The 25,646-nt window shown below is 46.6% G+C and carries 20 protein-coding genes; 9 read left to right on the top strand and 11 right to left on the bottom strand.

Annotation, left to right across the window (positions count from 1 at the left end; all coding sequences use genetic code 11):
- Positions 1 to 14: 14 nt before the first annotated feature.
- The 8 genes from KOE27_RS15910 to KOE27_RS15875 form a co-directional block, all read right to left on the bottom strand.
- Positions 15 to 737 carry a sulfite exporter TauE/SafE family protein gene (locus KOE27_RS15910; protein WP_229252787.1) on the bottom strand — a complete coding sequence of 241 codons (723 nt, stop codon included), beginning with the start codon at positions 735 to 737 and terminating at the stop codon, positions 15 to 17.
- A gap of 26 nt (positions 738 to 763) precedes the next feature.
- On the bottom strand, positions 764 to 1,216 hold the full coding sequence (locus KOE27_RS15905; protein WP_215239841.1) for a FixH family protein: 453 nt from the start codon (positions 1,214 to 1,216) through the stop codon (positions 764 to 766).
- A 33-nt stretch (positions 1,217 to 1,249) separates the two neighbouring features.
- Entirely contained in the window at positions 1,250 to 2,662 is a 1,413-nt protein-coding gene (gene ccoG, locus KOE27_RS15900; protein ID WP_215239840.1) for a cytochrome c oxidase accessory protein CcoG, read from the bottom strand.
- Between the two features lie 108 nt (positions 2,663 to 2,770).
- Positions 2,771 to 3,796, bottom strand: a complete 1,026-nt coding sequence (locus KOE27_RS15895; protein ID WP_215239839.1) for a cbb3-type cytochrome c oxidase N-terminal domain-containing protein — start codon at positions 3,794 to 3,796, stop codon at positions 2,771 to 2,773.
- A gap of 78 nt (positions 3,797 to 3,874) precedes the next feature.
- On the bottom strand, positions 3,875 to 6,028 hold the full coding sequence (gene ccoN / locus KOE27_RS15890; protein ID WP_215239838.1) for a cytochrome-c oxidase, cbb3-type subunit I: 2,154 nt from the start codon (positions 6,026 to 6,028) through the stop codon (positions 3,875 to 3,877).
- 81 nt (positions 6,029 to 6,109) lie between these two features.
- Positions 6,110 to 6,253 carry a cbb3-type cytochrome oxidase assembly protein CcoS gene (gene ccoS / locus KOE27_RS15885; RefSeq protein WP_215239837.1) on the bottom strand — a complete coding sequence of 48 codons (144 nt, stop codon included), beginning with the start codon at positions 6,251 to 6,253 and terminating at the stop codon, positions 6,110 to 6,112.
- Between the two features lie 95 nt (positions 6,254 to 6,348).
- Positions 6,349 to 8,796 carry a heavy metal translocating P-type ATPase gene (locus KOE27_RS15880; protein ID WP_215239836.1) on the bottom strand — a complete coding sequence of 816 codons (2,448 nt, stop codon included), beginning with the start codon at positions 8,794 to 8,796 and terminating at the stop codon, positions 6,349 to 6,351.
- Between the two features lie 236 nt (positions 8,797 to 9,032).
- On the bottom strand, positions 9,033 to 10,073 hold the full coding sequence (locus KOE27_RS15875) for a Gfo/Idh/MocA family oxidoreductase (protein ID WP_215239835.1): 1,041 nt from the start codon (positions 10,071 to 10,073) through the stop codon (positions 9,033 to 9,035).
- A gap of 362 nt (positions 10,074 to 10,435) precedes the next feature.
- On the opposite strand from KOE27_RS15875, the gene KOE27_RS15870 reads away from it, so the two are divergent.
- Positions 10,436 to 11,521, top strand: coding sequence for an alkaline phosphatase family protein (locus KOE27_RS15870; protein ID WP_215239834.1), 1,086 nt, complete (start codon positions 10,436 to 10,438; stop codon positions 11,519 to 11,521).
- A 36-nt stretch (positions 11,522 to 11,557) separates the two neighbouring features.
- On the opposite strand, the gene KOE27_RS15865 is transcribed toward KOE27_RS15870, so the two are convergent.
- From KOE27_RS15865 to KOE27_RS15855, 3 genes are all read right to left on the bottom strand, one after another.
- Positions 11,558 to 12,094 (bottom strand): hypothetical protein, encoded by a 537-nt coding sequence (locus KOE27_RS15865; RefSeq protein ID WP_215239833.1) that lies wholly within the window; start codon positions 12,092 to 12,094, stop codon positions 11,558 to 11,560.
- Positions 12,095 to 12,214: 120 nt separating this feature from the next.
- Positions 12,215 to 14,311, bottom strand: coding sequence for an outer membrane protein assembly factor BamB family protein (locus KOE27_RS15860; RefSeq protein WP_215239832.1), 2,097 nt, complete (start codon positions 14,309 to 14,311; stop codon positions 12,215 to 12,217).
- Positions 14,312 to 14,347: 36 nt separating this feature from the next.
- Positions 14,348 to 15,301: a sugar phosphate isomerase/epimerase family protein gene (locus KOE27_RS15855; protein ID WP_215239831.1), complete on the bottom strand. Its 954-nt coding sequence runs from the start codon at positions 15,299 to 15,301 to the stop codon at positions 14,348 to 14,350.
- Positions 15,302 to 15,431: 130 nt separating this feature from the next.
- Between KOE27_RS15855 and KOE27_RS15850 the strand changes: the two genes are divergently transcribed.
- From KOE27_RS15850 to KOE27_RS15815, 8 genes are all read left to right on the top strand, one after another.
- Positions 15,432 to 16,724: a Gfo/Idh/MocA family protein gene (locus KOE27_RS15850; protein WP_406566869.1), complete on the top strand. Its 1,293-nt coding sequence runs from the start codon at positions 15,432 to 15,434 to the stop codon at positions 16,722 to 16,724.
- A 211-nt stretch (positions 16,725 to 16,935) separates the two neighbouring features.
- The gene (gene tsaE / locus KOE27_RS15845; protein ID WP_215239829.1) at positions 16,936 to 17,373 is read left to right on the top strand and encodes a tRNA (adenosine(37)-N6)-threonylcarbamoyltransferase complex ATPase subunit type 1 TsaE; all 438 of its coding nucleotides are present in this window, start codon (positions 16,936 to 16,938) and stop codon (positions 17,371 to 17,373) included.
- A gap of 79 nt (positions 17,374 to 17,452) precedes the next feature.
- On the top strand, positions 17,453 to 18,679 hold the full coding sequence (locus KOE27_RS15840) for an alanine dehydrogenase (protein ID WP_215239828.1): 1,227 nt from the start codon (positions 17,453 to 17,455) through the stop codon (positions 18,677 to 18,679).
- A gap of 74 nt (positions 18,680 to 18,753) precedes the next feature.
- Positions 18,754 to 19,158 carry a hypothetical protein gene (locus tag KOE27_RS15835; RefSeq protein WP_215239827.1) on the top strand — a complete coding sequence of 135 codons (405 nt, stop codon included), beginning with the start codon at positions 18,754 to 18,756 and terminating at the stop codon, positions 19,156 to 19,158.
- A gap of 138 nt (positions 19,159 to 19,296) precedes the next feature.
- Complete coding sequence (locus tag KOE27_RS15830; RefSeq protein ID WP_215239826.1) at positions 19,297 to 19,731, top strand: hypothetical protein; 435 nt, start codon at positions 19,297 to 19,299, stop codon at positions 19,729 to 19,731.
- 343 nt (positions 19,732 to 20,074) lie between these two features.
- A complete protein-coding gene (locus KOE27_RS15825; protein ID WP_215239825.1) occupies positions 20,075 to 20,989 on the top strand; it encodes an ABC transporter ATP-binding protein in 915 nt (304 codons plus the stop codon).
- A gap of 52 nt (positions 20,990 to 21,041) precedes the next feature.
- Positions 21,042 to 22,364 carry an ABC transporter permease gene (locus KOE27_RS15820; protein WP_215239824.1) on the top strand — a complete coding sequence of 441 codons (1,323 nt, stop codon included), beginning with the start codon at positions 21,042 to 21,044 and terminating at the stop codon, positions 22,362 to 22,364.
- A gap of 245 nt (positions 22,365 to 22,609) precedes the next feature.
- Positions 22,610 to 25,579, top strand: a complete 2,970-nt coding sequence (locus tag KOE27_RS15815; protein ID WP_215239823.1) for a glycosyltransferase family 117 protein — start codon at positions 22,610 to 22,612, stop codon at positions 25,577 to 25,579.
- The last annotated feature ends 67 nt before the right edge of the window (positions 25,580 to 25,646 follow it).

Genomic DNA, 25,646 nt, shown 5'->3' with positions numbered 1-25,646 from the left:
GTCACGAAAAAAACTTACTTATTCCCGATTTCAGCCGCCGAGGAATGACAAACAGGTATGCTGTTGTTTTTTGTGGTGGTGGGGTATTCAATGGCCAGGCCTCTTACTACCAGCCAGATACCCGCCACGGAGAGCATGACAGGGACTAAGCGCCGCATCCGGGTGCGAAGGGCGGGTGTTATCAGATTTTTAAAATATCCGGTCAGCATCATCATAGGCCATGTACCTACCCCAAAGAGCAGCATAAAAGTGGCGGAGCCGGAGATACTTCCGGTCGCCATGGAGCTGACGAGCGCCAGATATACCATTCCACATGGAAGCAGTCCGTTGAGGCTTCCCAATAGAAACCAGCCGCCAAATGATTTACTGCCCAGCATTGCTTTCATACCGCTTTTAAGGCGATTGATCTGTTTTTGCCAGAACAATGGCGGGTTGAAATGCTTTTCGAGGCGGGAAGAATACAGAACGTAGCAGAGGAGAAGTACCCCGGCACCCACCGACATGTACCTGAAATAGCCGATCCAGACCAGTGAGGTAGCCAGGGTTCCCGTGAGGATGCCCAATGCGGAATAGGTTATGGCCCGACCGGTGTTGTAGGCAGTCAGCCCGGCAAACTGCTGAAATTTATTCCCCCGATGAACCGGTAGCGCAAGGGCAATAGGACCGCACATGCCGATACAATGGAAGCTGCTGAGAAGCCCCATGGATAAAGCCAGTAAGGGAAGTGAAGAATTCATCAGAATTGGCGGGTTACTGGCCCGTATTACGGCTTAATTACAACGACACCTTCATCCCAATAAAGATTTTCTCCCTGTTTCCAGTCGATCTGAAGTGCGAAGCGGCCTTCGGGAATGCTGCTGAGCGGGATAACCTGCAGGTGGTTTTCAGCGTTGACGGCAAAACTTCTGTCCTTTTTGTTGTCGGAGGCACAGTATAACCTGACAGAGCCTGACAACGTGTTTGCTGCTAAATTACCGGGGTACCGAATCACGATGGCATCGTCGGTTAACTCCCATTTTAAAGGTTCGGATAATGCTTTGGCTCTTTTGATTTTGTCAATTTTGCCCTGAAACAGTAGCTCCTCTGCATAATATTCATCCGTAACCAGATCAATTTTCTGGCGCATGCTCATCACTACCAGCAGGACGATCATCGCCACAAATCCCATGTAAAGAACTGCGATACCCGCTCCCCAGTTTAGTTTTAAAGTTTTCATCTGATACGTTTGCTTAATATTTTTTCTACTGTGTTATTCTTCCGGCGCCACAAACGTGGTTTCAAAAGTTTCGAGTTTCTGATTTCCCTGATATACCGATAACTGCAGTTTTGTTTTTCGTTTTTTTAGCTGGCTTTTTGGCATGATGATAAAGACGGTACCTTCGGACATCCCTGCACCTTCCAGCGTGAGATCGGGATTTCCGGCAAACTGTAGTCTTCCGCCAGCCGCTTCAATGCGGATTTCAGGATGCACAAGACGGTTGGTCTTGTTGAAAATTTTGAACGTATACAGATTGCTTACCGTACCGTCGTTGTTTTCAATGTACTGGCTTCCCGGTGCCCTGAACAGGGTGGTTTGCGTATCTGTCCTGACTGCGATGGTATAGGCCAGTACAGACCAGAGCAATACCAGTACCGCAATATAGGCTATTACCCTTTTGGTGATCAGCTTATTGGTTCCGTTTACAATCGCATTTTCAGAGGTATATCGGATGAGCCCTTTATCAAACCCGATTTTGTCCATGATGTTGTCGCAGGCGTCAATACATGCCGTGCAGTTTACACATTCCATTTGGGTACCATTGCGGATGTCGATCCCGGTGGGACATACATTTACGCATTGAAAGCAACTGATGCAGTCACCGGCACTGCGGCTTTGCCCCTTGTGCAGCTTTTCCCTGGGTTCCCCTCTTTTGTAATCATAGGCAACCACAATGGAATTTCGGTCCATCAGTACCCCCTGAAGGCGCCCGTATGGGCACACCACGGTACAGGCCTGGTCGCGCAGCCAGGCAAAATTGAAATAAAATACCAGGGTGAAAATTACGATTCCCGTAAAAAGCGGTAAATGTTCCTGAATAGGTTCCCGGATAATTTTCGCGAGCTCGTCCACACCCAGGACATAAGACAACAGCAGGTTGGCGATCAGAAAGGAAACCGTCAGAAACACAGTGTATTTCAACCCCTTCTTTAATATTTTGTCAGAAGTCCAGGGGGCTTTGTTTAACAGTTTTTGTTTGCCGGCGTCTCCTTCGATGGCATACTCGATTTTTCTGAAAACCATTTCCATAAACACCGTCTGAGGACAGGCCCAGCCACACCACAGCCTTCCGAAAATAGTGGTGAAGAGTACGATGAATAACATAAAGGATAACATCGTAAGCCCGAAAAGCCAGTAGTCCTGCGGCCCTATGAACAGTCCGAAAATGATGAATTTCCGGTCAATCACATTCAGCAGCAGCAGGGGTTGGCCGTTTAATTTCAGAAACGGGGTAACAAAAAGCAACGTCAGAATCAGGATCGTAAACCATACTCTTCGGTTATGCCATTTGCCGCTGGGTTTCTGGGGATAAAACCAGTTCCTTTTTCCATCCTCATTCACCGCGCTGAAATGATCGCGGAAGGTGTCGTCGGGTTCAAAAAGGGAAGTGTTTGAAGTATTCATAGTATGTGCCGTTGGTAAACGGCTTTTGTAATCACAATGCCTTTCAAAAAAGCGTAATAAAAGAGTAGCTTAGGTAAAGGTCAGATTTGCTCTAACAGCTAACAGCCTTTACTTCACAGCCACATTCTCATCCGCCACCAGCTCTCCCTGTGGCTCTTTAGGATTGGCAGGTTTGGTTCCTTTCAAAGACAAAACATAACTGGCCACTTTCCGGATATCCGTTGGAGACAGCTGTTTTTCCCATGAGATCATGCCTTTTTCGGGTACGCCATACTTAATTACTTTAAAGACATTTTTGATACCGCCACCATGCAGCCAGTATGCGTCGGTGAGGTTGGGGCCTACCGCGCCACCGGCTTCTGGCCCGTGACAAGCAGCGCATTTTTCGGTGAAAATGGTTTTTCCCTGGCCAAGTCCTGCGGCGTCGGTCAGGATGGTAACGGTATTTTCATCCATGCTGGCGCCTACTTTTTCCATATAAATTTTCTTTTCAGTTTCTGCCTGTGCAATTTCCTTGTCTAGTTCGGCTATCTGCATATCTCCGATACCGCCGAAATAGTAGATACCATACACAACTCCGAAAATGATGGTCATTATAAAGAGGGACTGCAGCCATGGCGGCATCCGGTTGTCCAGTTCATGAATACCATCGTAATCGTGTCCCTGAATGAGGAGCTTGTCTTCCTCTCCGAGCGCGACGTTAATACCCCGGAATTTATTCCACCAGTTGCTGCTGAACAGAGATTGGGACGCTGCCCCGGAGGTGGATTTGGTATTGTACTGTTTCAGAATGGCCAGGGCTTCAAACAATAATATTGAAACCAGGAGAATGAGAAAAACCAGGATCGCCAGCAGGGCATAAAGTAGGAGGTCGGTTCCGGTGATGGCTCTTCCTTTTTCCGGTTCCTGTGCCCAGGCCGGGATGGTGCCGATGAAAAGGAACACAAGAGATAATACGGTTTTTCTGATGCTTCCGTCATTAAGCGGAATATTCTTCATATTGTTCAGGCTCTTTTTATCAATCCCGATCACATAAACCAGCAGCAGGAGAAAAAAGACAAAAAATATGATCAGCGAGACGAGTGGGAAGATCCCCACTCCCGCTATGCTTTCTAAATAATTTCTGAATTTCATAATACCTTAATAATGAAATGATAGGTCTGTATTTTTGAGCGGGATGAAGATACCTGGATAGATACCTTCATCCGGATGCTAGTTTTTCTCAGCTTTTATGTCGGTTCCGAGCCGCTGCAGATAGGCAATGAGTGCAATGATCTCCTTGTCTTCGCTGGTTTTTATTCCACTCTGTTTCAGCCTTGCCTGGATTTCCTTGGCCTGCTTATGCAACTGTACATTGGCAATTTTGTCATATCCTTCTTCGTAGGGGACGCCCAGTTGCTGCATCGCTCTGATTTTCGCTCCTGTGGTGGTTGTATCCAGGTCATCTTCCAATAACCAGCCATATCTTGGCATAATGGAACCGGGCGACATGGTAGTAGGGTCTTCCATGTGATTGTAATGCCACGAGTCGGGATATTTGCCTCCGAGACGGTGCAGGTCCGGACCGGTGCGTTTTGAACCCCATTGGTGAGGGTGGTCGTATACAAACTCTCCTGATTTGGAGTAGTCGCCGTATCTTTCGATTTCGGAGCGGAACGGACGGATCATTTGCGTATGGCACACATAACAGCCTTCCCGTACGTAGATGTCCCTTCCCTGGAGTTCGAGCGGAGTATAGGGTTTCACGCTGGCAATGGTTGGAATATTGGACTCTACCAAAAACGTAGGAATCATTTCAATCATACCACCAATGGCTACGGCGATCAGAGAGAAAATTGTAAGTGCCATCGGTTTACGTTCCAGAAAGCGACGGTGCCAGTATTCACTTTTGGACGCCTGCCAGATTGCGCTCAGCGGCATAGCCTTGGCGGTTTCCGTCGCAACAAGTTTGCCGTTCAGGGCAGTCATCCACAGGTTATAGATCATCACCACAAAACCAATCAGGTAAAGGGTACCTCCCACACTGCGCATAAAATATAGCGGGGCTAGCTGCGTAACAGTTTCGAGGAAGTTGGGGTATTTGAGCAAGCCTTCCTGCGTGAATTCTTTCCACATCGAACTTTGTACCCAACCGGCCCAATACATAGGAATGGTGTAAAACAGGATACCTAACGTACCGATCCAGAAGTGAAAGTTGGCAGCTTTCTGAGAATATAACGGTCGGTTATATAGGCGTGGGAAAAGCCAATACAGTATTCCAAAAGTAAGGAAGCCGTTCCAGCCCAGCGCACCTACGTGAACGTGTGCGACAATCCAGTCGGTGTAGTGTGCAATAGCGTTTACATTTTTTAGCGAAAGCATGGGGCCTTCAAAAGTGGCCATACCGTACGCGGTAATTGCAACCACCATAAATTTTAGCACCACGTCTTCCCGCACTTTATCCCAGGCCCCGCGCAGCGTCATCAGCCCGTTCATCATACCTCCCCAGGAAGGCGCGATCAGCATAATTGAAAATATGGTACCGAGTGTTTGTGCCCATTCGGGAAGTGCAGTGTAAAGCAAATGGTGTGGCCCAGCCCAGATATAGATAAATATCAATGCCCAGAAGTGAACAATGGACAGGCGGTAGGAGTAAATGGGCCTGTTGGCAGCTTTCGGGAGAAAATAGTACATCAGCCCGAGATAGGGGGTGGTCAGAAAAAATGCGACTGCATTATGTCCGTACCACCACTGCACGAGCGCATCCTGCACGCCAGCGTAAACCGGATAACTTTTCAGGAAAGAAATGGGCAGTTCTATGCTGTTAACCACATGAAGCATAGCCACTGTTACAAATGAAGCAATGTAAAACCACACAGCTGCATAAATGTGTTCCACCCGGCGGTTAATAGTGGTCATGATCAGATTAACAAGGGCAGAAACCCAAACAACTGCAATGGCAATGTCAAAGGGCCATTCAAGCTCCGCATATTCCTTGGATGAAGTAAAACCCATAGGTAAGGTGATGGCTGCACCGAGGATGATCAGCTGCCAGGCCCAGAAGTGAAAACGGCTCAACACTGGGCTCCACACAGGTGTGCGGAGTACCCGGGGTACTGAGTAATAGAGACCTGTAAAAAAGCCGTTGCCCACAAAGGCAAAAATAACGGCGTTGGTATGCAGTGGCCTGATGCGGCTGAAAGTGGTGTAGGGGAGGTCGAAATTGAGGTTGGGGAAAACCAGCTGAAACGCTGCCAGTAATCCAACGAGCATACCGATCAGACCGAACAAAATCGTGGCAATTGCAAAATCCCGGACGATCTTGTTGTCATACTCGAACTCATCCAGCTCTACCGATGCGATATTGGGATGGGGAATGTTAGACATAATATTGAGAAAGAATGGTGAATAAATATGGGTAATAGGTATGATTGGAATGGTGGACAGGAAGGAGGTCAAAAAGGACAACTACTCTTTGTCGTCCAGTAAAATGCGGACAGACGGAGTGTAGTCATCATCAAAATGCCCTTTTTTAACAGACCAGATAAAGGCTCCCAGGAATCCCAGTGCCACAAGCAGGCTGGCCAGGATTAACAGATATAAGGCACTCATAGCTAGTGATTTTCTTGGATTGTTTGATGGTTCAAAACTACTGTCCGAAGTTGCTCCGGCGCATGATAACTACCTGTGTTCAAATATGACATTGGTCAGTTTTTTATCCATTTGCGCGCGGCAAGGTTGGTGGCGAGCGTCGTAAATGCAACAATAGAAATAGAACTGACGGGCATCAGTATGGCCGCGATCACCGGAGACAGTTTTCCGGCAACGGCGAAGGAAACACCTATGGCATTGTACAACAGCGAAATGGCAAAGCTGATCTTAATGGTACGTTGCCCGGATCTTGCCAGATTGATATAACCGGGCAGGGCAGCTAATTGTGCGCCTTCCACGATGGCATCGCAGGAAGGAGAGAAATTGTTGATATCATCGGATACGGCAAGGCCGACGTCACTTTGTTTAAGCGCCCCGGCATCATTCAGCCCGTCGCCTACCATGAGTACCCTGGCATTCCTGTTTTTTTGAAGCTGTTCAATGAACCTAAGCTTTTCTTCGGGCTTCTGTTCGAAAAAAATTCTGGTTTCGTCCTGAAAAATGGTTTTCAGGAATTCTTTATCCGTTGGTTTATCACCTGATAACAAGTAAGTTTCATATCCCGATTTTTGTAATACACTGATTGTTTCCGCGAGTTCGGGGCGATATTTACTTTTAAATGTAAAATATCCCGGAACCTGGCCGTCAATGGATACATACACCAGGGAGTTGGTTCCCGGGAGTTTGTCAGTATCTGCTCCCACCCACCTGGCCGAACCCAGCTTTACCTCGGTCTTTCCCCATAATGCTTTAATTCCCGCACCTCCGGTTTCTTCATATTCACTCAGGACCCGTTTGCTGGCCTGGACGTGCGGCAAGCTTTTCGCCAGGGTCCGGCTGAGGGGATGTGAAGATTGGGAAGCTATCGTTTTTATCATTACCAATTCAGTGTCTGACAACTCTCTTCCCACATAATTTACCTCCGCTTCATCTCCGAGCGTAATGGTACCGGTTTTGTCAAATACGATGGTGTTGATATGCGATAGCCTTTCAATGGCATGCGCGTTTTTGGGATAAAAACGGTGTTTTCCAAAGAGGCCGAGCAGGTTGCCATTGGTGAACGTAGAAGACAACAACAGAGCACACGGGCATGCCACTAGCAAAATGGTAGTGAAAGCGTTAAAGGCTGTTTCTGGTTTCTGTGCAATCAAAAGCCAGACAAGAAAGGTAATTACAGCCAGTGACAGTACCGCTGCCGAAAAATACCTGTTGATGCGTGCTGCCAGTGTCTGCTGCTGATCCTCCTTTTCTTTGGTGAAAGTATCATTATTCCATAGTTGCGTAAGATATCCCTGGGCCACAGGGCGTAATACTTCCAGCTCAATGGAAGGGCCGTTCTGTTTTCCGCCGGCATAAATGGTATCTCCTTTCTGCCTTAATACAGGTTCTGCTTCGCCGGAAACAAAGCTGTAATTGATCATGGCTCTCGGGCTGCACAAAACCGAATCTGCCGGTATAAGCTCCTCGTTACGAACCAGCATCCGATCATTTTGTTTTAGCTCTGTAATGGGTGTCCGTTGTTCCTGTCCGTCTTTTAGTACCGAAATGGCAACAGGGAAATACGATTTGTAGTCGCGGTTAAAGGATATACCAGCATAGGTTTTATCCTGAAAATACCGGCCGATCAGCATAAAAAAGACAGCACCTGCCAGCGAATCAAAATAACCCGGGCCGGTTCCGGTGGCGACCTGGTAAAGGCTGGTCAGGAAAACACAGCTCAGGGCCAGTGCAATAGGGGCTTCAATATTAAAGTACCTGGCTTTCAGGGCGGTCCAGGCAGATTTGAAAAAGTCGGCAGCACAATAAAAAAATACCGGGATACTCAATGCAATATTCAGCACGCTGAACATCATTTTCAGCTGGTGGTCGGTACCATTTTTTCCTAAATGGAAGTATTCAGGAAAACTCATCATCATGATATTCCCAAAGGCAAAGCCAGCAATTCCTATTTTATACAAGCGGGTCCTGTTCCATCGGCTGAGCTGTTTGCCTTCAATGTCGTTCAGGCTGAGGTAGGGTTCGTATCCGATACTTGTAATGAGTGCGGCGAGCTGGCTTAGCTGTACACTGGTAGCGTCAAAGGTAATCCTGACCTTTTTTTCCGGGAAATTAACAACGGAACTCCGGATGGCAGGGTTGAGCCTGTGCAACTGTTCCAGCAGCCAGATACACGAACTGCAATGCATTTTGGGGATATACCAGTTGACCCGGGATAATTTCCCATCACTGAACTCAAGTATTTTGGCTGAGATTTCGGGCAAATCGAGGTAATCATATTTACCCTGGAAGTAGGATCCGTCCGGGGAGTTGCCATTGGAGCCATCAATGGTGTAATAACGGCAAAGGTCGTTTTCTTTTAAAACATCATAAACCAAAGAACAGCCCTGGCAGCAAAACTGATGTTCGTCCAAAGTGATGACCTCCTCCTTTATTTCTTCACCGCAGTGATAGCAATGGTGTGAGGTTTGCGTTTTGTCCGGCAATATATATTCGTCAGTTTCCATGGCTGGGGCTGGTCTTTGATGGTGTTGCTGGTTTCCTAGAGCAAAAGATGAAATGAATCTGACACTCAGTTTGAATATCGGTTCAAAATTGCCGGAAAAAGCCACCAGGAAAGATGACGACGGACGGAAAAAATTGTGACTTTGGTCAGTTTTGGGGGAGTCCGGGTGGATCGGTGGCACGGCTGAGGCAACATAGCCCCATTGGGCGAGGTGACGCAGCCGTGCCACCGATAATTTTAATAAGTCATGACCTTTTTATCTCGGCTGCTTTCCAGAGCAAGATCAATGACGCGGGTTGTTCTCAGGATTTCCGAAGGCTTCACGGCCAGCTCGGTACCTTCCACAATCGCCTCGTAAACATTGTCATAGAATGGCATATAATCACCGGCTTCGCTCGGGATAACACCTGTGAAATCGTCGCTGTACAGTTTGCCCCATCGGTCCTCGGGTTCAACGCCCCAAGGTTGCACATTGGGCAAAATATCCTTGCGCAATGTTTCTTCCTGAGGATCCAGGCCGCCCTTGATAAAGGAACCTTTGGTGCCATGGAGGTTATATCGCAGGAAATTTCCATAAACCATCAGGCTCGACTTGACGATCACCAGCTTGTCGGCATAGGTAAGCCTTACATCGAAATAATCGTCAATAACACTTCCCGGGCGTACCGTGCGGATATCTGCAGTTACGGATTCGGGCGTGCCAAACAAAACCAGTGCCTGGTCAAGCAGGTGCGGACCCAGGTTATAGATGTTGCCATATCCGACGCCAGGCTGCTCCTTCCATGAATTAGCGGCCTGCGCAACGGGACGATAACGGTCATAGCGGCATTCGTATTCAATGATATCACCCAACTTGCCTTCGTTCATCAGCTTTTTGATCGTCAGGAAGTCTGAGTCCCAGCGACGGTTCTGATAAGCTGTGAGTACCAATCCTTTCTTTTCCGCAAGTGCAACAAGCTGCCGGGCTTCTGCTTCAGTATTGGCAAACGGTTTTTCAATAACCACATGTTTGTCATTTTCCAGCGCATCCATGGCATACTGAAAATGGGTGTCATTGGGCGTGCAGATAAAAACAAGATCCACCGACTTATCACTCAGAAGTTCATCCACAGAACGTGCGTTTTCGATGTCGGGGTCAAATTCCTGCGCTTCATTTTTGCTTCTCTCCACAACTTTTTTAAGTTTGAAACGTGGATTGACCGACAGGAACGGGGAATGGAAATAACGGCCGGATAATCCGAAACCTATTAAACCTACATTGAGAATTCTGGAAGACATAGTATTAAATTAGTTGAAAAATAGAGTCCAGGATGTTGTTACTTACAAAGGTACGGGATATGTGCATTGCGGCAAGAGTTCAAATACTAGCGATGCGGCGGCCCGGTACAGGTCAGACTGGTTTTACGTTGGTTGTCCATTACAAAAGATGGAGTATATAAATCAAACGGCTTATTTCTGGCCATACTGTAATTTGAAAGAATATGAATATCTCCGGTCAAATGTATGGTTCGGAAGGTTTGTAAAATAAAAAGATGTTCCTCTGAATTCCTCCGATGCATGGCTTAATTGACTAAATTGAGTGCCGGTACCCGGGAGTTGTCTTTGGAAATATACTGGGATTGTCTAAACTTAATTTAACGATGAAAAAACTCTTACTTATTGTTTTCTGGAGCTGCATTTCCGGCGCAGGTTTCTCACAAACCCGGATTTCCGAAAATGTGGTATTGGTAACCATGGACGGATTACGCTGGCAGGAAGTTTTCGGTGGCGCAGACAGCCTTTTGACTTTCGACAGCGCAGCGGCATATAATAAAACTTATGTGCAGAACCGTTTTTGGGCACCAACAGCCACGGAAAGAAGGAGCAGGCTGATGCCGTTTTTTTGGACGGTGCTATCCAAAGAAGGCCTTTTACTGGGCAACCGCAAATTTGAAAATCATGTAAACAATGCCAACCCTTACTGGTTTTCATATCCAGGTTACAATGAAATCGCTACGGGATATCCTGATACGGCCGTCAACTCAAATGACAAAATCCCGAATAAAAACGAAACGGTTTTTGAGTATCTCAACAAACTGCCCGATTTTAAAGGAAAAACGGCAGTATTTGGCTCCTGGGATGTTTTTTCTTCCATCTACAACGCGCAGCGATGCGGTTTTCCGGTCAACGATGGTTTTAAGGATGTAGAAGGTAAGTTGACTCCAAATCAGGTCATTTTCAATAAATTACAACATGAAGTACCCGATCTTTTTCATGGCGGCGAGCGGCTGGATGCAGCTACTTTTAACATCGCTTTTGAATATATGAAGGTTAATAAGCCAAGATTAATACATTTTGCGCTGGGGGATACCGACGAATTTGCCCATGCAGGCGTGTACGATCTGTACCTGGATGCTGCAAAAAAATCGGATGCCTGGATCCGTCAGATATGGGAATATATCCAGTCCAGCAAGCAATATGCCAACAAAACCACGTTGATCATTACCACAGATCATGGCCGCGGACAGGCAAAAGGTGGCGAATGGAAACACCATGGGACTGAAATACCAGGCTCCGGAGAAATCTGGATTGCGGCCATAGGCCCTGCCATAAATGCAGAAGGAGAGAGCAAAAACAAAGTCCAGTTCTATCAGGGACAAATTGCAGCTACCATTGCCAAGTTGCTCGGGAAAGAGTTCAAAACCGATCATCCGGTTCTTCCGGCGCTGCCTGTGGCTGACAAATAATATGATTTTTCTGATGGAAAATGCTCAGATTTTCCATCAGCTGGCAAGGCCGTCCAGGAAATCTCTATTATCACGGATTTTCCTGGACCTTTTTTTAATTTCCGAGTCGATGAGATCACTCAGGTTGTCTGTTTCTTCCCAAACAATGGTTGACAGTTCTTTATGCTTCTTCTGAATCAGGGCAAGCTGTTCATCGAAATAAGCGGTTATATTTTCAGTTGAAAGTGGTATTTCTTTGATGAGCAACATTTCTTCATCGTCATCGAAATAATCAGTCAGCTGATGGTCGCTGGTTTGAGAAGGACTATAAGCGAGCAGATCGGCGGATCCGGAATAAGGTATCTCCATTCGTGTACCCCGGGCATCGGCGGATTCGGTTCTTTTCCGATTTCCAAAATCCAGCTCCGGCATTCTGACGAGGTATTCTTTTCTGATCTTTTTGGTTTCTTCTTCCAGTTGATCATTGCCAAAATGTTTATCAGGAAGCGCTTTGATATATCGAATAATATCTTCCCGCCTGGATTCAAAAAACAGGGAAAGGTCGGGTCTCGAAAAAAGGTCTATTTTTTGCATAGTCATATATATCCAATGACAAAATTAGCGGTGCGCTATGGTTTTACAACGCGCCCGCTTCAAGTTATTTGAATAATACGTCTCGCAACGGAATTAGGTTCTGCGATGCTATTTGTCCATCTAATCCAGACAAAATGCCAGGTACTTGTCGCCGGATTTGGTATTGAGTTTCCCTCCACCGCAGGCTATGACCACATACTGTTTCCCGTTGAGCATATATGTACTTGGCGAAGCATAACCCGCAGCGGGAAGTCGGGTACTCCATAAGATTCGCCCGGTTTTTTTATCAATAACTCTGAATTGTTCATCGCGGCTGGCAGCAATAAAAATGAGGCCGCCGCCGGTCACCAGCGGACCGCCATAATTATCCGTACCCGTTGGTGGTATACCTTTTTTTGTAAGTTCGGGATATTCTCCAAGCGGGATCTGCCAGCGCCGCTGGCCGGTATTCATATCAACAGCCGTGAGTGTGCCCCATGGAGGCTGGCTGATGGGGTAACCGTTGCTGTCGTACCACCGGTTATAACCCGTATGCTGGTAAGGTACTTCGCTTTTGGCCGAAACGCTGACGGCCTGGCTGCTTTGTTTATCAGATATGAAATCAATGATGCCTTTTCTTTCGGCCTCCGAGATGTGCGTAAACGAAGGCATCATGCCACGGCCTTTGGCAAGCAGATCCCGGATTTGTGGTTCGGTAAGCCGTTTGCTGATGCCCGCAAGGGAAGGGTAGGATCCGTCATGATTGCCCATACGGTCGGCGCCATGGCAGGCAGCACAATAAAGCTGATACAATTTATTTCCTGTCAGCTCTTTGCCTTTGGTTTCCTGTTTTTTTATCAGAGAGGTATACACCGGTATTTCCTTGGCTGGAATGTAGATTATACCTTCCGGATCCGTTGCAGCGCCGCCCCATTGCGCGCCTCCATCGGTCCCGGGAAAGAAAATGGTTCTGTCGAAACCGATCGGGATATAAGGTGACCCGGATTTCGACTTCCGGATGATCTTCACAATGGAATCCCGGTCGGCTACAAAAGGGCTCAGGTCCTTTTCTGTGAAACCCTGGCGCGTGAAAGGGACAGGTAATGTGGGAATGGGCTGTGTGGGGCTTGGTTTTTCACCAGGTACTGCTCCGGCGGAAGAGAAAGGCCTTTCAGTGATCGGGAATACGGGTTTACCTGTTACCCTGTCAAACACAAAAATATGGCCCTGTTTGGTGACAAGTGATACCACATCAATGGCCTTGCCCTTGTGGGTGATGGTCAGAAGATTGGGAGGCGAGGGAGGGTCGCGGTCCCAGATATCATGGTGTACCAGTTGGTAATGCCATAGTTTTTTACCCGTTGCTGCATCCAGGGCCAGTAAACAGTTTGCATACAGATTATTTCCCAGCCGGTTTCCTCCGTAGAAATCATACGCGGCAGAGCCCGTTGGTATGTACACGATTCCCCGCTGGCGGTCTATGGCCATACCTGCCCAGGCATTAGCCCCTCCTATATGGGCACGTGGGTTTCCCTGCGCCCAGGTTTCATACCCGGCCTCTCCTTTGGCAGGAATGGTATGAAAAGTCCAGATTTTTCGACCCGTACGTGTATCAAAAGCCCGGATATCCCCAAGCAGAGAAGTTTCGTTTTCATTTACCCGTGCCCCGGTGATGATCAGGTTTTTATAGATCGTGTTGGGGGTATTGGCTTTAATATATTCGTCCGAACCAGGTCGCTGAATGTCATTCAGCAGATTGATGCGGCCATTTTCTCCAAAGCTTTCAATCAGTTTTCCTGTTCTGGCGTCCAGTGCGTTGAGCCACTTTCCTGCACCAAAAAAGATTCGTTTGTCGTCTCCGTCTTCCCAATGGGTAACACCGCGGCTGAGGGTACCACTGTTGTCGGTAACTTCGGTTTTCCATATTTCCCTGCCGGTGGCTGCGTCCAGGGCAAATGCCTGAATATCCGCAGATACTCCGTAAAGAATTCCGTTGATAATGATCGGGTTGCACTGGATCTGGGTGCGGCTCCCCACGGTGTCCGCACCGCCGGAGGCATAAGTCCAGGCGATTTTCAGCTTCCCCACGTTTTGGGTATTGATCTGATCCAGCGTTGAGTAATGGCTTCTTGCTCCATCACCATTATATTCCGGCCAATCTTTCTGATCAGCTATTCTGATAAAGGAGAAACCGGTGATTATCAGTAGTGATAAGGCCAGAATAAGTTTGTACGACATTTGCCTGTAATCGTTTCAGCTAAGTATAATCAGATGTCAGGCCTCAGCCCAAAGTTCTTTTAATTTTTGTAAATCCCGCCTCATTGCATCAAACACTACTTTATTTTCAACCGTAATTTTAAAGGCTCCCTGATCGGCTCCGCCAAGCGGATATTCCAGGTGAAGACATACCGGTACATCAACTTTGTAAGTTTTCAGCAACTTGAAATAGGTTTTGAAATCTACCATACCCTGACCGAGCGGAACACTTTTAGCAGCCCATTTTCCATTGTTTTTTTCAAAAACGCAGTCTTTCATTACGAGGGTTTTAATATGGGGCTGAATCAATTCAAAGCCGGTTTGCCAGGAAAGGTTACCCTCTAGTGTGGCATGGCGGATATCATACTGAGAACCCATGTGCGCGGGATCTGCTTTTTGCAGCATCGCCCAGATCTCCCAGAGTGATGCACCTACCATACGGCCCGCATGGTTCTGGTAACAGCCCGTTATGCCCAGTTTTTTGTTGAGGTGGCTCAACCCGGTCACTTTGTCCCGGAATTCATCAATATAGGCAGGCATGGTTTTCTCGGTGCCATACCGGTACCAGTTCATGCGGTAATATTTAAAACCCAGGGAAGCCGCAGTTTCAAGCAGCTTTTTATCCACAGCATTCTGAGCATCTTCCACGGCGGTGCAAAAAAGAGCGGGAGAGAATCCCACTTTTTTCATCGCCTCAACAGCCAGAGGTAAATCTGTTTCAACACGTTCCGGCAGTACATGTCCCTTCGGTCTTACGGTCAGATCGATACCATCAAAACCCAGCTCTCTGGCCACTTCAGCCATCTCCTTGTAATTCAGGAATTGCAGGTGTTTGGAGAAAATATGGACCTTGGGCATCCCGTCTGGAGCTGGTTTGGAAGCTGAAAATGATTCTTCCGCCATGAGCGGAAGCGCAGCTCCGGCGGCCACCGATCTGATCAGAAAGTCTCGTCTGGAAAGTGTTGAAAGCATAGTATTATTTAGGAGAAATGAGATATGCAATACAATTTCGGCAATTTAAAATGCAAAAAAGGGGTAAAAACTTGCCTGCTACTCTTTATTAGTAATGCTGTTTTTACATTAAAACTACTGTTTTATGACAATGGAATCTGCCAAAAATTTTAACAGACGTGATTTTTTGAAATCCGGCGCTGCCCTTGCGTCGTTTTACATTGTGCCTAGGCATGTTTTGGGGGGAAAGGGTTTTTTAGCACCCAGTGACAAAATTACATTAGGATTTATAGGGTGCGGACGCCAGAGCGGGGGGCTGAAAAACCGGTTTCTGGATACCAACGAAACCCAGATTGTGGCGGCATCGGATGTATATGCCGTAAAACTGGATACTTTCGTGAACGCCACCAACAAATGGTATGCCGACAAAATAGGGCAAGGTAATTATAAATCAGCAGTGGGTATTGCTGATTTCCGGGAGTTGTTAGCCCGGAAGGATATTGATGCCGTGGTCATCGCCTCGCCGGATCACTGGCATGCGGCCATGGCCGTCCGTGCTGCCGAGGCAGGAAAGGATATTTATTGTGAAAAGCCGTTATCCCTCACGGTTAAGGAAGGAAGGGCTATGGTGAATGCAACCCGGAAACATAACCGTGTTTTTCAAACGGGAAGCATGCAGCGGTCGGCAAAGGAATTCAGGCAGGCAGTTCAGTTGGTAAGAAATGGCATCATAGGCAAGGTGCAGAAGGTGTACGTCAACGTGGGCGGGCCGCCAAAAGCCTGGAACCTTCAGGAAGAAGTGAAGCCGCAGGGGCTGAACTGGGATATGTGGATGGGGCCCAACACGGTTTCCAGACCCTATAACAACGAACTGGCACCCGCAATGGACGCCACCTTCTGGCCCAAATGGAGAGATTACCGTGAATTTGGAGGTGGCGGTATGACAGACTGGGGCGCGCACATGTTTGACATTGCCCAGTGGGGACTGAACATGGATAACAGCGGGCCTGAAGAGCTGATTTACTCGGAACCGGGCAAAGGGCTGGTTTATAAATATGCCAATGGGGTTGAGGTGATTCACAGGCCGGTAGAAGGAAAGCAGCATTGTCATTTTGTGGGTTCGGACGGGGAGGTTTGGGTGGCCCGCGGCGACCTGAAAGTAACACCGGAAACAATGAAAGACAAAGTATTCACAGATACCCAGGATGGTGTGTATGTAAGTGATAGTCATTATAAAGATTTCCTGAACGCCATCCGAACCCGGAAGGCACCCATCTGTGACGTGGAGACAGGTCACCGGACGGCTTCTGTTTGTAACCTTGGGAATATTGCGTATCAGCTTCAGCGTTCACTTAAGTGGGATCCGGCAAAGGAGAAATTTGTAAATGACAAAGAAGCGGACAAACTTCTGGGCCGCGATATGAAAAAGGAATGGAGGGTTTAACCGTTTCCGGAGGGAAGGCAAGTGGTTGATGGCGGTTCTCTGGAGGCTACTTATAATGTACATCATACACCTATTTTCCTGCCATGATTTTCCTGCATTCTGCCTGCGGAAAAGTCATGGCAGGATTATTGTATGCCCTTTGTATGGATGCCGGTAGAAATGAGGTTTCCAAAAAGTGTTTACTGTTTCCAAAATATGGTATTTTTGTATCATGAACTTAACACCCGCAACCTTTCGCTTCAAAGAACTGACAGATCTGGATGCCGTTTGTGAAGGTTTAATGGCATGGGGTAAGGATTATCATGTCTGGCTTTTTCAAGGGCAGATGGGGGCCGGGAAGACGACGATCATCAAAACACTCTGTCAAAATCTTGGAATTACAACGCTGGTTCATAGTCCCACTTTTGCTTTGGTGAACGAATACAGCGGTCCTGAAAAAGAAATTGTTTATCATTTCGACTTTTATCGTATCAAGGACGAGACGGAGGCACTGGATATAGGAATAGAAGAGTATTTTGACTCGGGGCATTTTTGTTTTGTCGAATGGCCGGAAAATATTGAATCACTTTGGCCGCAGCGGTATTTGCTTATTAATCTTCATTTGCTCCAAAACGGTGAAAGGCTTCTGGAAGCCCAAAGGATCGGTTAACGGAAAGTACAGACAACATCTATGGAACAGTTTTAAGGAAACTACACATCATAAATCATCCGATACTTATTATTTAAAAATGGCGCAGCAACAGATAACCGGTTTTGAAGAACTTGCAAAACAGTCGGTTTTGTATCCTCAGGAATCCATGGTGGCAGTAAAGAAGGATCAGAACTCATTGCACATCGGATTGCCGCGGGAGGTATCGTTGCAGGAAAGCCGGATCGGGCTTACGCCGGACGCTGTTGGAATACTGGTTCGTAATGGTCATGAGGTGTGGGTAGAAAGTGGTGCAGGTAACGGGGCAAACCTCTCGGACCATGACTACAGCGAAGCGGGTGCGCGTATTGTGCACAGTCCAAAAGAGGTGTATCAGGCCAATCTGATCCTTAAAGTGGAGCCATTGGTGGAGGAGGAATTTGTGCACGTCAAAGCCGGAACCACCGTAATCTCCGCTTTGAACCTGCCTTCTCTTGAGAAGAAATATTTTGAAAAATTGAACGAAGCAAAAATAACCGGCATCGGCTATGAGCTTATTGAGGACAAGGTAGGAGGGAAGCCGATTATCCGTGCCATGGGAGAGATTGCCGGCAGCACGGTGCTGCTGATCGCGGCGGAATATCTCTCCAATTCCAATGGTGGCAGAGGGGTGATACTCGGTGGAATTACAGGAGTACCTCCAACAAAAATTGTGATACTGGGTGCAGGTACCGTTGCCGAATTCGCAACCCGGGCGGCCCTGGGAGTGGGTGCCGATGTAAAGGTTTTTGATAAACATATATACAGGTTACAAAGATTGAAATATGCCGTCGGGCAGAACCTGTACACCTCCATCATCGACTCGGATACGTTGTCCGAAGCCATCAGCCGGGCAGACGTGGTGATCGGTACGATGCGTGCGGAGAATTCTTTCAGTCCCATGGTGGTAAGCCGCGAGATGATTGATCAGATGAAACCCGGATCGGTGGTAATCGACGTGAGTATTGATCAGGGCGGCTCTTTTGAAACTTCCCGGATGACCACACACAAAGACCCTGTTTTTAAGTACAACGATGTGATCCACTACTGCGTACCCAACATCCCGTCCCGGGTGTCGCACACGGCAAGTACAGCACTGAGCAACGTTTTTCTGCCTTTTTTGTTAAGAACAGGTACCATTGGTGGCATAGAAGAAATGATTTACGCCAATCGGTGGTTTATGAAAGGGGTATACGCGCACAAGGGTACACTGACAAACTCGCATATTGCACGGAGTTTTAATATGCGTTACAAAGATCTTGCGTTGCTGATGGCAGCCAGAATGTGAGCATTTCCTGCCGGACTTTAACAGTATTAATAAAAAGAGCTAATACCCAGCGGCTGACAGTTTAAAATAACAGTATGATTAACAATAGTAATGAAAATGCCCTGATGGACGATGCCAACTCTCCGGAGCTGAACATCAAAATTATGGGCCTGGTGTCCGCAGATTTTGTGAAAGTTTCGGACCAGCTGAAGGAGGCTTCTTATCAGATACGTCAGAGAAAATTTTCAGAAAACCCGGTATTTGTGATAGCCAATGGTGACGTGGATCTGGGCCTTCTGCTGATCGGCCCCGGTGAACTCGGGAATCGTTATGAGTACCGTGCTTCTTATATGGAAGAATTTGTGGGACGTAAACTGATCGGAGAGGAGTCGGTTTTGCTTTTTAAGGAGAATTACAAAGAGCCTGACGAATACTGCTGTCTCTTTGCGCTGATTGGTGAATTCTCGGGATTTATTTACGTACCTTATCCTGAGGATTAACATATTGGTACTCAATATCCAGCCGATGGATAAGTAAAGACCCGATAATTAGTGTAAGGCAGGGTGTAAAATTGAAAGTTCAGGGCAATTTCCATAGCTTTCAGAAATTTTTAATTCAAACTCAAATACTTACAGTACATGGAGCCTAAACTAATATTAGAAAAAGAACTCGAACCGATTTTTCTTGAGAAATTTCCTGCTTTTCCCGACAATGTGAAAGAAGTACTGGTTCAGTATGGGCCTTATCTGATGCTGATTTTCTCCATACTGGGGCTGATCGGGCTGCTTACCGCAGCAGGTTTGGGAGGAGCTGCAATCGGATTAGGAGCTACTGCCTACGGCGGTGGTTTTTACTTTTATTTTGGTATCATCATCGCAGTGGTAACTATTATACTTTACCTGATGGCGTTCAGTCCGCTGAGGGCAAGGAAAAGAGCGGGGTGGAATCTGATTTACTATGCTATGCTGATCAGCCTGGTAAGCAGCCTGATCCAGCTTCAGATCCTTTCGTTTATCATAGGTGGCCTGATCGGCTTCTGGATCCTTTTTCAGATCAGGGAGAAATATATTTGAGATATACTAAGACGAAGAGGTTGTCTTTGGCACGGGTTGTGTGCCGGAGGCAACCTTTTTTTGCTACAGCTCCTTTTAGCTTATTTCCACGGGTTATTTAAAAAAAACGGAATTTCGCTAGTCAAGTAATCGTTTCCAGAACAGGTGGATCAAATACTGTCCTCCGCTAAACTGCTTCCATATACCGCTTATCTCTGGAATCGGGTTATTTATCATTTCTGGCATTTGGAAAATATGAGATACTTTGCATCTTTGAGCTCCATTGAGGTTTATTCTCACTTTTACCTTTCATCGGGGTTATCTGAAAGTGGGAAATTTTAGTTTTGCTCTTCATAATCAGCCTATGAACATTATTGATATTCAGCATATTACAAAGGACTATGCAAGCCACCGGGCTCTGGATGATGTAAGTATTCAGGTTCCCAAAGGGTGTATTTTTGGTCTTTTGGGACCAAACGGAGCCGGTAAAACCTCGCTGATCCGTATTGTCAATCAGATCACAGGACCGGACCAGGGACAGATATTGTTTGATGGTAAGCTGCTGAACGAAAGTCATATTTCAAGAATAGGATATTTGCCGGAGGAACGCGGCCTGTATAAAAAAATGAAGGTGGGTGAGCAGCTTCTGTACCTGGCACAGCTCAAAGGTTTGTCGCAAAAAGAAGCCATGGAAAAACTCAAGGTATGGTTTGTGAAATTTGACATTAAGAGTTGGTGGGATAAAACGGTATCGGATCTTTCTAAAGGGATGCAGCAGAAGGTGCAGTTCGTCTCTACAGTTTTGCATGAGCCTGACCTCATTATTCTGGATGAGCCGTTTTCAGGGTTTGACCCTATCAACGCCAATCTGATCCGGGACGAAATTCTTGAGCTGAAACAAAAAGGCAGTACCATTATTTTTTCAACACACCGGATGGAAACTGTGGAAGAGCTCTGTGATCATATTGCATTGATACACAAGTCGAAAAAGGTGCTGGACGGGCCGAAACTGCAAATTAAAGAGGATTTTAAAACGAATACCTATTTTGTTGAATACAGAGGTATTATAGATGATTCGGAGCCCTGGTATACGGTCAGGAAAACCAGGGAACTCGAAAGTAATTATTACCGCACAGATATCCATTTGTCGGAAGGGGTTACCTCAAATGATTTGCTGAAACATCTGGTGAACAAGGTTGAAATACGGTCATTCGGAGAAAATATTCCGACGATGAGTGAGATTTTTATGAAGGCTGTAAACGAAGTTCCGGAAGCGTAAAGCAATTATTACTTTGGTAAAATTGATATCTTAAAATTAATCAGACAAATGCATGCGTAATATATTTTTAGTCATCAGAAGAGAATATCTGGTACGGGTTAAGAAAAAGTCATTTCTGATTATGACATTTCTGGGCCCCTTGCTTTTTGCCGGATTTTATGCCGCAGTGATATGGATTGCGATGGGCTCTGTGGATACCAAAACGGTGCAGGTTATTGATGAAAGCGGACTTTTTAAAAATGAATTTAAGGATTCCGAAGCTATAAAATTCAAATACCTCAGCAGTACGATTAATTCGGCAAAATCAAATTTTCAGAAAAGTGGTGCAAACGCACTGGTATACATTCCCCGGGAGGTGATCCGGGAACCTAAAGGTGTGCGGATTTATGCTGCTAAAAATGTGAGCATGGAGCTCAAAGGAGATATTGAAAAGACGATAGAGCGGGAAATTGAGAACATAAAATTGTCGCGGGCGGGAATTACGCATAAAATTCTGGAAGATTCCCGCGTGAACGTAAGTTCGGAAACCATCAGCCTGAGTGATGAAGGCGAAAAAACGAGCAGTTCGGGCGCTGCCACCGCCATTGGAGTGATCTGCGGATTTTTGATTTACCTTTCCGTACTGATCTATGGAACCCAGGTAATGCGTGGCATTACGGAAGAGAAAACCAACAGGATTGTGGAAGTCATCATCTCATCGGTGAAACCCTTTCAGCTGATGATGGGCAAGATCATCGGTGTGGCGCTGGTGGGGCTTACCCAGTTTTCGTTATGGATATTGCTCACCATTGCGATCAGCAGTGTCTCGTCCAGCCTGATTGCGAAACGGGTGCCCGAAAATTCCAAAGTGATGGTGCAGGGAATGGATAAAGTGAAAAGTGCTGAAATGGCTGTGCAGCAGGCGGGCGGTGTGGATAATCCTGTGGCCGAAGTAATGAAAGCAGTGAACAGCCTTAATATCCCGCTGATTATCGGTACTTTCCTATTCTATTTTATCGGTGGATATTTGCTTTATAGTGCTCTTTTTGGAGCAGTTGGCGCCGCTGTGGATAATGATGCGGATACACAGCAGTTTATGTTTCCCATCACCATGCCCATTATCTTTTCATTCGTATTTGCCCAGTTTGTGCTCAGGGATCCCGATGGCGGCCTGGCGTTCTGGACATCCATTATTCCTTTTACTTCACCGATCGTCATGATGGTGCGTATCCCGTTTGGTGTGCCCGCCTGGGAATTAATACTTTCGATGGTATTGCTTGTAATGGGTTTTGCGGGAACCATCTGGATAGCGGCCAGGATTTACAGGGTTGGAATTCTGATGTACGGTAAAAAGGTAACTTACAAAGAATTAGCCAAGTGGATATTCTATAAGTAGCGACCGGCAGTTTCATTCTCCATCTTCCGTTATCCTCTCTCTCCTCCGATTTCCAGACCATCACATGGTCAGACTTAACAGCTTTACAACGTCTTTTCTGGTCAATTAACACTTTTTAAGATAACCTGAACCTTGTGGTTGAGGTTATTTTGCTAATTTTGGGCGAACCATAGTTATGTGTATTCACAGGAGGTTGGGAATTACCGTTTATCCTCTGTTCCATTTTACATCTTACAATACTTAAAATGACCCGTTTCAACCGTTCCAACAACCTTGCGGGTTGGATTGTTTTCGCGATTTCATTCATCACCTATGCATTGACTGTTGAACGCACGGCCAGTTTCTGGGATTGCGGTGAGTTCATTGCCTGTGCATTTAAACTGCAGGTTCCGCACCCGCCGGGGGCGCCATTTTTTCTTTTGATAGGCAGATTGTTTTCATTATTTGCCTTCGGAGACCTCACTAACGTGGCGTACTGGATCAACATGGTCTCGGTTTTGAGCAGCGCGCTAACCATCCTGTTCCTGTTCTGGACCATAACACTATTGGTTCGTAAGTTCATAGGCAAAAGAGATGAAGAACTTACAACCGGAGATATCATCCTGCTGATCGGCTCAGGAGTAGTTGGCGCATTGGCATACACCTGGTCCGACTCGTTCTGGTTTTCTGCCGTGGAAGCGGAGGTTTATGGTATGTCTTCATTTTTTACAGCCATTGTGATCTGGGCTGTTTTCAAATGGGAAAAAATTGAAGACCCTGCTTTTGAAAATCGCTGGCTGATTTTTATTGCCTATCTGGTGGGTCTTTCCATAGGTGTTCACTTGCTGAACCTCGTTACCATTCCCGCACTTGCATTGGTTTATTATTTCAAGAAATATAACAAGCATTCATTTTGGGGAGGAGCTTTCGCTTTTATTGGAGGTTTAGTTATCCTGGGTATTATCAACTCGGGTATTATCCCCGGGCTTCCGAGTGTTGCCGGGAAATTTGAGATTTTCTTCGTCAATAGCCTGGGGCTTCCTTATAAGTCGGGTGTGATCTTCTTTATCATATTGTTCCTGGGACTGTTGGCCTGGGGAATCAGGTATTCTCATCAAAAACAAAAGGTACTGCTCAATACAGGCCTGCTGTCACTTGCATTTGTGCTGGTAGGTTATGCCAGTTATTTACTGGTGCTGGTAAGAGCGGAATACAATCCGCCGATCAATGAGAACAATCCGGACGATGTACTGAGTTTTGTGTCGTATCTTAAACGGGAACAATATGGCAGCCGGCCTTTATTATACGGCCCTTCGTTTGTATCCAGTCCGGTTGACCAGGAGCGTGGGGCACCCATGTACCGTAAGCTGAATGGAAAATACGCCATTTATGACTACCGCACCGAATACAAATACGAACCAGGCAGTAGCATGCTGCTGCCACGGATGTACAGTACACAGCCGGGGCATGCACAGCTATATTACCAGCTCACGGGGCTGAGAGAAGGTGAAAAGCCTACGATGGCGCATAACCTGAAATTCATGTTTTCGTACCAGATCGGGCACATGTACTGGCGGTATTTCCTCTGGAACTTTGTGGGAAGAGAAAGTGACGAGGAAGGTGCGGGCAACCTGCTTCCGGTGGATGCGTTCAAGAAATTTCCGGAGCCAATCGAGAATAACAAAGCACACGACAACTTTTTTATGCTGCCTTTTATCCTGGGTTTGCTCGGGGTGGTGGTCCAGTTTTTCAAACGCCAGAAGGATTTACTCGTATTAGGTCTTTTATTTTTGCTGACTGGTGTGGCCCTGGTGGTTTACCTTAATTCTCCGCCGACCGAACCCCGTGAAAGGGACTATATCTATGTAGGATCGTTTTATATTTTCTGTATCTGGATCGGCATGGGGGTGGTAGCTGTTGCTGATGGTCTCCGCAAGTTCTTCACAGACACCGTCAGTGCAGGAGTCGCCACGGCAATCGGACTTGTTGTTCCGGCCATTATGGGGCTGAAAGGATGGGATAACCATAACCGCAATCACCGGTACCATTCGGTTGATTTTGCCAAGAATCTTCTGAATTCCTGTGCACCCAATGCTATACTTTTTACGGGTGGTGATAACGATACTTTCCCTCTGTGGTATGTACAGGAGGTAGAAGGTTTCCGCACTGACGTAAGGGTTTGTAACCTGAGCCTGCTCGGAACCGACTGGTATATCGACCAGATGAAACGAAAGACCTATGAGTCCGAGGCTTTGCCGATCTCTCTGGAAAAGAATAATTACGCATTCGGGAAAAATGATTACGTTCCGTTTTACGAAGTAGAAAGCGTAAAGAGTGGCATTAACCTGAAAGAGTACCTGGAGCTGGTAAAACAGGAAAACAAGGCGATTCAGGTTCCCCTGGTTGGTGGTGACATGACCTCCATACTTCCATCCTCGGTACTGCTTCTATCCGTCAATACGGACGCCGTCAAGAAGATGAATATCATCAAACCTGAGCTGCTGCCGTTTGTAAGCGATTCTATCAGCTGGACAATCGGGAAGGGCAACCTTTACAAGTCTGACCTGATCATGCTTGATATCATTTCAACCAACGAATGGAAGCGCCCTATTTACTTTTCGTCAACCCTGGGCGGCTCAAGTTACCTGAATCTAAAGGAATTCATGCAGCTGGAAGGGTATGCGTACCGTCTGCTTCCTGTGAAAGTGCCCGGAGCAACCGACGGCTATATCAATTCGAATGTGATGTACAGCAATATGATGAACAAGATGTTCTGGAGAGAGCTGGATAACCCAAAAGTTTATTATGATGCAACTTACCTGGGTTCACCGGTCTACACGGCGCGTATTGCATTCCTGAAACTTGCCGGGCAGCTTATTTCGGAAGGCAGGAAGGCGGATGCTAAGAAAGTAGTAGACAAGGCGCTGGCTGTCATGCCGGACAAGAGCATACCTTATGACCAGATTTCGGCCAGTTTCATTGGTCCGTTGTTTGACATGGGTGAAACCAAACGTGCTTTGGAAATATCTGAAGTTATGGCCAGCAGAGCAGACGAAATGCTGACCTGGTCCAGAGATCACAATACTACCAAAAGAGGGGAATTCCGGATTCATCTATACATTTTACAGACCATCGTTCAGGAAAGCAGGGAAGCTAAACAGGAAGCGGCGGCCAAAAAGTATGAGGCCATCTTCCAGAAACACCTTGCCGCTTTTAACATGTACGGAGGTGAGTAAAAAGGAATAGCGGTTCGCGATTGGAAAGATACATGTAAATGAAAAAGTGCCGGAGCAAATGATGCTT

It is taken from the genome of Dyadobacter sp. CECT 9275 (genome assembly GCF_907164905.1).
In the GTDB taxonomy this organism is placed as follows: Bacteria; Bacteroidota; Bacteroidia; order Cytophagales; family Spirosomataceae; genus Dyadobacter; species Dyadobacter helix.
Note: the sequence above shows the minus strand (reverse complement) of the source record. Positions and strands in the feature narration are given on the sequence as shown.